Genomic DNA, 9,842 nt, shown 5'->3' with positions numbered 1-9,842 from the left:
GTCCGGGGCGGAGCCCCGGGGGAGGTCAGCGGCGGCGGAGGTCGGCGACGCGGGCGGCGCGCTCCATGGTCCCCGGCTCCATCCCCCCGGCCGCGCTCAGCCGCTGCGGCCCCGGACCCGCACCACCCCGGGTGCGCCGCTGTCCCGGCAGCGGCACCTCGCGCCGGGGCGGTCTCCCGGAGGCCGGGGCCGCATCGGTGTCGGGAGACACTCCGGTTCCGGCGACCGTGATCTGTACCCCCTGATCCGCCAGCGCCTGCAGTTCCGTCGCCGCGCGGTCGTCGTGCGCCGGGGGCTCGTCCGTCACCAGCCGGGTGATGACATCGGTCGGCACGGTCTGGAACATCGTGTCGGCGCCGAGCTTCGTGTGGTCCGCGAGAACGACCACCTCCGCCGCCGCCTGCACCAGTGCCCGGTCGACGCTCGCGGACAGCATGTTGGAGGTGGACAGTCCGCGCTCGGCGGTCAGCCCACTGCCGGAGAGGAACGCCCGGGACACCCGCAGCCCCTGGAGCGACTGCTCGGCCCCGCTGCCTACCAGCGCGTAGTTGGAGCCGCGCAGGGTCCCGCCGGTCATGACGACCTCCACGCGGTTGGCGTGGGCCAGCGCCTGGGCGACCAGCAGCGAGTTGGTGACGACGGTCAGTCCGGGGACGCGCGCGAGCCGGCGGGCCAGCTCCTGTGTGGTCGTACCGGCACCGACGACGATCGCCTCGCCCTCTTCGACGAGGCTGGCGGCGAGATCGGCGATCGCCGTCTTCTCCGCGGTGGCGGAGAGGGATTTCTGCGGAAAGCCGGACTCCCGGGTGAAACCACCCGGCAGCACCGCACCTCCGTGCCGGCGGTCGAGGAGTCCTTCGGCCTCCAGCGCCCGCACATCCCGCCGTACGGTCACTTCGGAGGTCTGGACGACGCGGGCGAGCTCTCGGAGCGACACGGCCCCGTTGGCGCGCACCATTTCAAGGATCAATTGGCGACGTTCTGCAGCGAACACGAAACTGACAGTAACCTGACCGGCCGATAGTTTTCAGCTCTATGCGCCGAAAAACAAGTATTGCGTTCACCAAGAGCCGAGAAGTGGTATAGGAGCGTCCGAACTTGATCGACTGCCGAGTGAAGTGCCCGGGGTTCGCCGGTTTTGCCCCCGACACACTCTGATGAGAACCGACTCCGCCTCGCCTACGCCCCGCCCGTGGCCTTCCGGGTGTGCAACTGCCGTGCCACCTCCGCGATCGACCCCGACAGGGACGGGTACACGGTGAAGGCGTTCGCGATCTGTTCCACCGTCAGGTTGTTGTCGACCGCGAGCGAGATCGGGTGGATCAGCTCGCTCGCCCGGGGCGCGACGACACAGCCGCCGACCACGATGCCCGTGCCCGGACGGCAGAAGATCTTGACGAAGCCGTCGCGGATGCCCTGCATCTTGGCGCGCGCGTTGCGCAGCAGCGGCAGTTTGACGACGCGGGCGTCGATCTTGCCGGTGTCCACGTCCGCCTGGCTGTAGCCGACGGTGGCGATCTCCGGGTCGGTGAAGACGTTGGACGAGACGGTCTTGAGGTTCAGCGGGGTGACCGCGTCGCCGAGGAAGTGGTACATCGCGATCCGGCCCTGCATGGCGGCGACGGAGGCGAGCGCGAACACTCCGGTGACGTCGCCGGCCGCGTACACGCCGGGGGCGCTGGTACGGGAGACCTTGTCGGTCCAGATGTGGCCGGAGTCGCTGACCCGTACGCCCGCCTCCTCCAGGCCCATACCGGCGGAGTTCGGGATCGCGCCGACCGCCATCAGACAGTGGCTGCCGTAGATGACGCGGCCGTCGGAGAGGGTGACCTCCACCCGGTCGCCGGCGCGCTTGGCTGACTCGGCGCGGGAGCGGGCCATGACATTCATGCCCCGGCGGCGGAAGACGTCTTCCAGGACGGCGGCGGCGTCGGGGTCCTCGCCGGGCAGGACCCGGTCGCGGGACGAGACGAGGGTGACCCGGGAGCCGAGGGCCTGGTAGGCACCCGCGAACTCGGCGCCGGTGACGCCGGAGCCGACCACGATCAGTTCCTCGGGCAGCTCGTCGAGGTCGTAGACCTGGGTCCAGTTCAGGATGCGCTCCCCGTCGGGGAGGGCGTCGGGGATCTCGCGCGGATGGCCGCCGGTCGCGATGAGGACGGCGTCGGCGGTGAGGGTCTCCTCGGTGCCGTCCGCCGCGCGGACGATCACCTTGCGGGAGCCGTCCATCGCCTGCTGCCCCGCAAGCCGCCCACGGCCGCGCAGCACCCGCGCGCCCGCCCGGGTGACCGACGCGGTGATGTCGTGGGACTGGGCGAGGGCGAGCCGCTTCACCCGCCGGTTGACCTTGCCGAGGTCCACGCCGACGACGCGGGCGGCCTGCTCAAGGGGCGGGGTGTCGTCGGCGACGATGATGCCCAGCTCCTCGTAGGAGGAATCGAAGGTGGTCATCACCTCGGCCGTGGCGATGAGGGTCTTGGAGGGCACACAGTCCGTCAGTACGGATGCGCCGCCGAGGCCGTCGCAGTCGACGACGGTCACCTCCGCGCCGAGTTGGGCGCCCACCAGGGCCGCCTCGTATCCGCCGGGTCCGCCGCCGATGATCACGATCCGGGTCACTGGGGTTACGCCTCGCGCTCTCGTCACTGCGGGTGGGCCGGGTCGGGTGTCCCGGTGGGCTGGAGTACGTACTCCATTGTCCCGCACGCTTCAACCTATCCGCTCCCGGGTCCCTCGATTCGACCCGAGTACCTCCCGCGTATCGGGGAAGGATGCCGCCACGTCGGCGAAGGCGACCACCCTGGCCCCTCCCGTACCCTCGATCTCATGTCGCTCTACGCCGCGTACGCCGGCAACCTCGACGCGCGGCTGATGACCCGCCGCGCTCCGCACTCCCCGCTGCGCGGCACCGGCTGGCTCAACGGCTGGCGGCTCACCTTCGGCGGGGAGCAGATGGGCTGGGAGGGGGCGCTGGCCACCATCGTGGAGGCGCCGCGCTCGCAGGTCTTCGTCGCGCTGTACGACATCGCTCCGATGGACGAGGACTCGATGGACCGCTGGGAGGGCGTCGGCATGGACATCTACCGGCGCATGCGGGTCCGGGTGCACACGCTGGACGGCGAGGAGCCGGCGTGGGTGTACGTACTGAATGGGTACGAAGGCGGTCTGCCCTCCGCCCGCTACCTGGGCGAACTGGCGGACGCGGCGGACTCGGCGGGCGCACCGCACGACTATGTGATGGAGCTGCGCAAACGACCCTGCTAGGGCCCCGGGCGGGGCATAAGCGCCGGAGCGAGAGCGGTGCTCTGCTCCGAGTGCAGCGCTCCACTCCCAGTGCGGCGCCCTTGAGAGCAGCGCTCCACTCCCAGTGCGGCGCCCCCGAGAGCGGCGATCCGGTCCGAGCGCACCGCTCCAGGAGCAGCGATCCAATCCGAGCGCACCGCTCCGAGAGCGGCGATCCAATCCGAGAGCGGCGCTCCGCCAGCGCCCGAGAACCACCCGGCCGCACGCCACCCCCTCCCCACCCCCGCGGGGACAGTCGGAAACAGCCGGGACGGTCGGAAACAACAGCACAACGATCACACCACCGCACCCTGAGATATCTACGCGCGTAGGGAATCACGGGCTACCCTCATTCGCGTGAACGCATCTGTGAATCCGGACCTCGACGGCGCCTGCGCCGACCCCCACGACACGGCCGACGCCGCCGCCGCTCGACTGCGCGAGCTGACCGGCGCCGAGACCCATGACGTCGCCCTGGTGATGGGCTCCGGCTGGGCGCCCGCCGTGGACGCGCTGGGCGAGCCCGAGGCCGAGTTCCCGGTCACCGACCTGCCCGGCTTCCCGCCGCCCGCGGTCGAGGGCCACGGCGGCCGGATCCGCTCGTACCGCATCGGCAGCAGGCGTGCCCTGGTCTTCCTCGGCCGTACGCACTACTACGAGGGCCGGGGCGTCGCCGCCGTCGCCCACGGGGTGCGCACCGCCGTCGCCGCGGGCTGCAAGACCGTCGTCCTGACCAACGGCTGCGGCGGTCTGCGCGAGGGCATGCGCCCCGGCCAGCCCGTACTGATCAGGGACCACATCAATCTGACGGCGACCTCGCCGATCGTCGGCGCGAACTTCGTCGATCTGACCGATCTGTACTCGCCGCGCCTGCGTGCCCTGTGCAAGGAGGTCGACTCCTCGCTGGAGGAGGGGGTGTACGTGCAGTTCACGGGCCCGCACTATGAGACACCGGCGGAGATCAACATGGTCCGGGCGATCGGCGGCGACCTGGTCGGCATGTCCACGGTCCTGGAGGCGATCGCGGCCCGTGAGGCGGGCGCGGAGGTCCTGGGCATCTCCCTCGTCACCAACCTGGCGGCGGGCCTGACGGGTGAACCTCTGAACCACGAGGAGGTCCTCCAGGCGGGCCGCGACTCGGCGGCGCGGATGGGCGAGCTGCTGACGCGCGTCCTGGCCCGTCTCTGACACCCATCGGGCGCACCCTGGAGCGGCGCCCCCCCCCAGGCCACACAGGCCACCCAGGCCACACAGACGAGAGGCGGAGCGACCGTGCAGCAGGACCTCATCGCGCGGGCCAGGGCATGGCTCGCGGAGGACCCGGACCCCGAGACGCGCGAGGAGCTGGCCCGGCTCATCGAGGCACGGGAGACCGCCGAGCTGGCCGAGCGGTTCAGCGGGACGCTCCAGTTCGGGACGGCGGGGCTGCGCGGCGAGCTGGGTGCCGGGCCGATGCGGATGAACCGGGCGGTGGTGATCCGCGCGGCGGCCGGTCTCGCCGCGTATCTGACGAAGCGCGGCCGGGGCGGCGGCCTGGTCGTGATCGGCTACGACGCCCGCTACAAGTCGGCCGACTTCGCCCGCGACACGGCGGCCGTGCTGGTCGCGGCGGGCCTGCGCGCCGCCGTACTGCCGCGCCCCCTCCCTACCCCCGTGCTGGCGTTCGCCATAAGGCAGCTCGGCGCGGTCGCCGGGGTCGAGGTCACCGCGAGCCACAACCCGCCGCGCGACAACGGCTACAAGGTCTATCTGGGCGACGGCGCGCAGATCGTGCCGCCCGCCGACACGGAGATCGCCACGGAGATCGCCGCCGTCCACCGCCTGGCCGACGCACCACGCGCCGACGACGGCTGGGACATCCTCGGCGACGAGGTGCTGAACGCCTATCTGGCCCGTACGGACGCGGTCCTCACCCCCGGCTCCCCCCGTACCGCCCGGGTCGTCTACACGGCGATGCACGGGGTCGGCACGGAGGTGCTGACGGCGGCGTTCGCGCGGGCGGGCTTCCCCGCACCCGTCCTCGTACCGGAGCAGGCGGAGCCCGATCCGGCGTTCCCGACGGTGGCGTTCCCCAACCCGGAGGAGCCGGGCGCGATGGATCTCGCCTTCGCGACCGCGCGCCGGGCCCGGCCGGACATCGTCATCGCCAACGACCCGGACGCGGACCGCTGTGCCGTCGCCGTCCACGATCCCGGCACCCCTGAGGGCTGGCGCATGCTCAGCGGCGACGAGGTCGGCGCGCTGCTGGCGGCCCATCTCGTACGCAACGGAGCGCGCGGCACCTTCGCCGAGTCGATCGTCTCCTCCTCCCTCCTGGGCCGGATCGCGGCGGCGGCGGGACTGCCGTACGAGGAGACCCTGACCGGTTTCAAGTGGATCGCCCGGGTCGAAGGACTGCGCTACGGCTACGAGGAGGCCCTCGGGTACTGCGTCGACCCCGATGGCGTACGCGACAAGGACGGCATCACGGCGGCGCTGCTGGTCGCGGAGCTGGCCTCCGTACTCAAGGAGGAAGGCCGCACCCTCACCGACCTCCTCGACGAACTCGCCGTCGAGCACGGACTGCACGCCACCGGCCAGCTCTCGGTCCGCGTCGGGGATCTCTCGGTCATCGCGGACGCGATGCGCACCCTGCGCTCGCACCCGCCGACAGCGCTCGCGGGCCTGACCGTGACCGGCGCCGAGGATCTTGCCCGGGGGACTTCCGGGCTGCCCCCCACGGACGGTCTGCGGTATGTCCTGGACGGCGAGTTCACGGCCCGGGTGATCGTCCGCCCGAGCGGTACGGAACCCAAGCTCAAGTGCTATCTGGAGGTCGTGGTGCCGGTCGCGGACGCGAGCGTTCTGCCCACCGCCCGCAAGCGGGCCGCGCGGGTACTGACCGACCTCAAACAGGATCTCGCCGCAGCGGCGGGCATCTGACGGACGGCCCCGCACAACTACCGGTCCCATCCGGCAGGCAGGCCCGAACAGGTACCGGACCCATCCGGCAGGCAGTGGTCCTTCCCGGCAGACAGGCCCGAACAATACCGAACCCATCCGACAGCCGGACCCGAACAACTAACGGACCCTTCCGACAGCCGGACCCGAACAACTATCGGGCACCTCGGACCAATCCCGGACCGTACGAGTGAATCTCGTCCGGCTCCGAGTCGGCGCGGCACGCTCCCCGGGCGCTCCGGGCAATGGTGGCCCGGTACTCCGGGCAATGGTGGCCCGGTAGTGCCTGCCGAGCCCCCGGCAGTGCCTTCCGAGTCCAGGAGCAGCCGCCGTTGTCCCCCGCCGCGACCGTTCGTGCCTTCGTCCCCGCCTCCCGCCGGCCCCCGGCCGAGGGGGGCGGCGGCCCGCCGGGGGTACGGGGCCGGCTGCTGGACTCGCTGCGGGCCGCCGCGCCCGCGCTGACCGCCTATCTCGCGGTACGCCTCTGCGGACTGCTGGCGGTGGAGCGGCTGGCGCACGCCAAGGGCCATGGCGTCTGGCCGACGCTGGCCACGTCCTGGGACTCGCGCTGGTACCTGGAGATCGCCGACGACGGCTACACGGACACCCTCGGCACCCGGATCAACGACAACAACCTGGCCTTCTTCCCGCTCTACCCGGCGCTGGTCAAGACGGTCGCGGCGATCACCCCGGGGTCTCCCGCCACCGTCGGGCTGCTGCTGGCGGTCGGCTGCTCGTTCGTGGCCGCCTGGGGCGTGTTCGCGGTCGGCGACCGGCTGTACGGCCGCCGGGTGGGCACCCTGCTCACGGTGCTGTGGGGTGCGCTGCCCGTCGCGGTCGTGCAGTGGATGGGCTATACGGAGTCGCTGTTCACCGCGCTGACGGCGTGGGCGCTGTACGCGGTGCTCACCGGCCAGTGGCGGTGGGCGGGCTCGCTGGCCTGTCTCGCGGGGCTGGCCCGGCCGACGGGCATCGCGGTCGCGGCGGCGGTCTCGGTGGCCGCCCTGCTGGCCTGCCGCACGCTCCAGCGACGCCGGGGACCCCTGACGGGCGCCCTGCTGGCCCCGCTGGGCTGGCTGGCGTTCGTGGCGTGGGTGGGGCTGCGGGTCGGCCGGGTGGACGGCTACTTCGCCGTACAGCGCCTGTGGAAGAACGAATGGGACGGCGGCCGGGCGACGCTCCTCGAACTGCGGCAGCAGTTCCTCTACGCCGACCGCCCCGCTGTCTTCCTGCTGCTGGTCTCCACCGTGCTGATCGTCTCGACGGTGCTGTACGTCCTGTGCCTGGCGGACCGCCAGCCGCTCGCCCTGCTCGTCTTCACCGGCGTGCTGCTCCTGGTGGTACTGGGGAGCGCGGGCGTGTACTTCCCCCGCGCCCGCTTCCTCCTGCCGGGGTTCCCCCTCCTCCTGCCACTGGCGCGGGCCATCGCCCGTGCCCGCAACCCGGTGACCGTGGCCGTGGTCCTCATCGCCGCGACCCTGGCATCCGCCTGGGCGGGCGCCCATATGCTCCTGGTCTGGCCGGGACCGCCGTGAGCCGCGTCGGGCCGCTTCTGATGGCTCTTGCTGGGCTCGCGTGCCCTGGGAAGCACCGTGGCCCCCGACGCCGGTCGGGCATCAGGGGCCACTTCACGCGGGCAGCGACCCGGGGACCCCCCGTCCCCCGTAGCACTCCGTACGGGGAGCTACTTGGTGGAGCCCCAGTCGCCGTCCACTCCGTCGATCTCTTCCTGGGTCAGTGCCTGGATGTCCAGCGAGCCGTCCGCGTTCTTCGAGATGGCCACACCGGGCGGCATCTCCTCATCGCTCTTCCCCGTGTCGGCGGAAGCGGGCGCCGTCTTCTCGTACCCGCTGCCGGCGGTCCCCGCCGAGGCGGCCGGAGCGGCGGCCAGCGCGGTGAATCCCAGCAGCGCCGCCGACGACACCACAACAGCGAGAGCCCGAGTCCTGCGCATAAGAATCCTCCTCGATCGGGGAGGGCGACCCAGTGCCGCCCTGCCCCGAACCAAGAACAACAGGGCCCTGCGCTCAGCCGCGTAAGCATTCCGGCGCTGAACCGGCCGTACGCTTACCCGGCCGCAACGTCCCCCTGCTGAACCTCTGGCCGCGTACGGCGGTCCGGCGGGCAGGCCGCACGAGCGGGGGCTCGCCAAGCACGGTGTACGACAGGGCCGGGACACACGAAGGTTGCCCATCACCACGGTCCCAGCGGCCGCTCACCACGGTCCCAGCGGCGGCGCTGCCGCGCCCTGATCGCTACCCGACGGCGAGCAACACCACGAGCAGCACCGCTCCGGCGGCGGCGGGCCCCAGCAGCTCATACGCCCAGCGCACCCGGGCCTCCCCCTGTGCGCCGGGCCTGGCGGCGTTGTGCTCGGCCAGTTCCCGCAGCTCATGGATCGTCTGGTCGGCCCGCGCCATCCGCGCCTCCGCCTCCGTACGACCGTCCGCCCGACCCTCAACGCCGCCCCGCCGCTCCTGCCGCGCCTGCTGCCGGTTCGCGCGCTTGCGCTGCCGCAGCGATACGGGGACGGCCCACAGCTGGTACTTCGTCCCCTCCTTGGTGACGGCCTCACTGGAGTACCCGGCCCGGAAGTCGTCGATCACACTCCACGGCAGCGTGATCGTCCGGAACGGATTCCTGATCCGCACCCGGTCATCGTTGACGAACACCGCCGGCCGCAGCGTGAACGCCACGACCAGCGGCGCGGCCAGCAGCACCACCGCGACGGCGAACCAGGGCGTGAGTCCGTCCCCTCGGACGACGGCGTCCCCGCCGAGCCAGACGGCGAGAACGAGCAGCAGTACGCCACCGGCCATTCCGGCGGGCGACCGGAAGACACGGTCGGCGTAGACGGGCTCCACGGGCGACTTCGAGCTGCTCATACCCCCGATTCTGCCCCACCCGCCCCTTCCGCTGCTCCCGGGGCGCCCCTGCCGATCACCGGGACCGGCTAATGGTCGCGGCGAGGGGGACGCGCAGGGGTGGCGTCGGGACGTAAAGCGTGATTTGTGGCGCTGAGGGGCCCGCCATAAGGCAAGAGCCCGCCACGCGCCGTAAATCATGCAGTCCCGACGTGACCCCGGAGCGGACCCCGGCCCCAGCCCCGCAGCGCCCCCGCAAGCACAGGCACCCGAGCCGGACAAGCCCAAGCCCGCCTCAGCGGAGGCCCCGCACCAAGCAATCCCAGGCCACAAGCGCCCGCACACGGCAGGCCCGCGCCCCCTGTCGGCGCTCTATCGTGACCCCATGACGACCACCACTATTCAGGTCTCCCGCGAGACCCGCGACCAGTTCGCCGCACTCGCGGAGGAGCGTGGGCCAACCGTCGGTCAACTGGTAGAGGCGCTGGTCGCCGAGCAGCGGACCGCGCGGGTCGCTGCCGACAGGGAGGTCGCACGGTGGCTGACCGGTGTCGACATCAGGGACACGGAGTTCGACCAAGCGCCGGACATCCTCGGCAATATTCGCCGGATCGCCGCCGGGAAGGCCCGCACCACCCGGCGCTGACGGACCGGGCGGACGCGTATCCGCCCGGCGTGGTGACCGTCGACATTGACTCCCCCGGAATGATGGGCTTCCGCTGCGGCCCCATGAGCAGGACCAGCTCCGCCTGGGGG

At 71.9% G+C, this 9,842-nt stretch carries 9 protein-coding genes; 5 read left to right on the top strand and 4 right to left on the bottom strand.

Features of this window, described 5'->3' with window-relative positions:
* Positions 1–25: 25 nt before the first annotated feature.
* Complete coding sequence (locus ACWF94_RS23315; protein ID WP_453491639.1) at positions 26–958, bottom strand: DeoR/GlpR family DNA-binding transcription regulator; 933 nt, start codon at positions 956–958, stop codon at positions 26–28.
* A 221-nt stretch (positions 959–1,179) separates the two neighbouring features.
* Positions 1,180–2,619, bottom strand: coding sequence for an NAD(P)H-quinone dehydrogenase (locus tag ACWF94_RS23310; protein WP_453491636.1), 1,440 nt, complete (start codon positions 2,617–2,619; stop codon positions 1,180–1,182).
* Positions 2,620–2,826: 207 nt separating this feature from the next.
* Here ACWF94_RS23310 and ACWF94_RS23305 point away from each other — a divergent pair, with 207 nt between their 5' ends.
* From ACWF94_RS23305 to ACWF94_RS23290, 4 genes are all read left to right on the top strand, one after another.
* Positions 2,827–3,264 carry a gamma-glutamylcyclotransferase gene (locus ACWF94_RS23305; RefSeq protein WP_453491633.1) on the top strand — a complete coding sequence of 146 codons (438 nt, stop codon included), beginning with the start codon at positions 2,827–2,829 and terminating at the stop codon, positions 3,262–3,264.
* A 375-nt stretch (positions 3,265–3,639) separates the two neighbouring features.
* Positions 3,640–4,470 carry a purine-nucleoside phosphorylase gene (locus tag ACWF94_RS23300; protein WP_453491630.1) on the top strand — a complete coding sequence of 277 codons (831 nt, stop codon included), beginning with the start codon at positions 3,640–3,642 and terminating at the stop codon, positions 4,468–4,470.
* 84 nt (positions 4,471–4,554) lie between these two features.
* On the top strand, positions 4,555–6,204 hold the full coding sequence (locus tag ACWF94_RS23295) for a phospho-sugar mutase (RefSeq protein ID WP_453491627.1): 1,650 nt from the start codon (positions 4,555–4,557) through the stop codon (positions 6,202–6,204).
* A gap of 350 nt (positions 6,205–6,554) precedes the next feature.
* Positions 6,555–7,757: a hypothetical protein gene (locus tag ACWF94_RS23290; protein WP_453491624.1), complete on the top strand. Its 1,203-nt coding sequence runs from the start codon at positions 6,555–6,557 to the stop codon at positions 7,755–7,757.
* A 149-nt stretch (positions 7,758–7,906) separates the two neighbouring features.
* On the opposite strand, the gene ACWF94_RS23285 is transcribed toward ACWF94_RS23290, so the two are convergent.
* Both ACWF94_RS23285 and ACWF94_RS23280 read right to left on the bottom strand, forming a co-directional pair.
* Complete coding sequence (locus tag ACWF94_RS23285) at positions 7,907–8,176, bottom strand: hypothetical protein (RefSeq protein WP_453491621.1); 270 nt, start codon at positions 8,174–8,176, stop codon at positions 7,907–7,909.
* A gap of 301 nt (positions 8,177–8,477) precedes the next feature.
* Positions 8,478–9,107 carry a PH domain-containing protein gene (locus tag ACWF94_RS23280; RefSeq protein ID WP_453491618.1) on the bottom strand — a complete coding sequence of 210 codons (630 nt, stop codon included), beginning with the start codon at positions 9,105–9,107 and terminating at the stop codon, positions 8,478–8,480.
* 364 nt (positions 9,108–9,471) lie between these two features.
* On the opposite strand from ACWF94_RS23280, the gene ACWF94_RS23275 reads away from it, so the two are divergent.
* Positions 9,472–9,732, top strand: coding sequence for a hypothetical protein (locus ACWF94_RS23275; RefSeq protein WP_453491615.1), 261 nt, complete (start codon positions 9,472–9,474; stop codon positions 9,730–9,732).
* Positions 9,733–9,842 lie beyond the last annotated feature (110 nt).

It is taken from the genome of Streptomyces sp. NPDC055078, from assembly GCF_053607985.1.
The sequence above is the reverse complement of the archived record's forward strand: the minus strand, read 5'-3'. Positions and strand labels throughout refer to the sequence as shown.

What these genes read in the sequence shown, in the direction of transcription:
- ACWF94_RS23315 (WP_453491639.1), bottom strand. Translation starts at nt 958, where the DNA reads ATGGTGCGCGCCAACGGGGCCGTGTCGCTCCGAGAGCTCGCCCGCGTC.
- ACWF94_RS23305 (WP_453491633.1), top strand. Translation starts at nt 2,827, where the DNA reads ATGTCGCTCTACGCCGCGTACGCCGGCAACCTCGACGCGCGGCTGATG.
- ACWF94_RS23285 (WP_453491621.1), bottom strand. Translation starts at nt 8,176, where the DNA reads ATGCGCAGGACTCGGGCTCTCGCTGTTGTGGTGTCGTCGGCGGCGCTG.
- ACWF94_RS23280 (WP_453491618.1), bottom strand. Translation starts at nt 9,107, where the DNA reads ATGAGCAGCTCGAAGTCGCCCGTGGAGCCCGTCTACGCCGACCGTGTC.
- ACWF94_RS23275 (WP_453491615.1), top strand. Translation starts at nt 9,472, where the DNA reads ATGACGACCACCACTATTCAGGTCTCCCGCGAGACCCGCGACCAGTTC.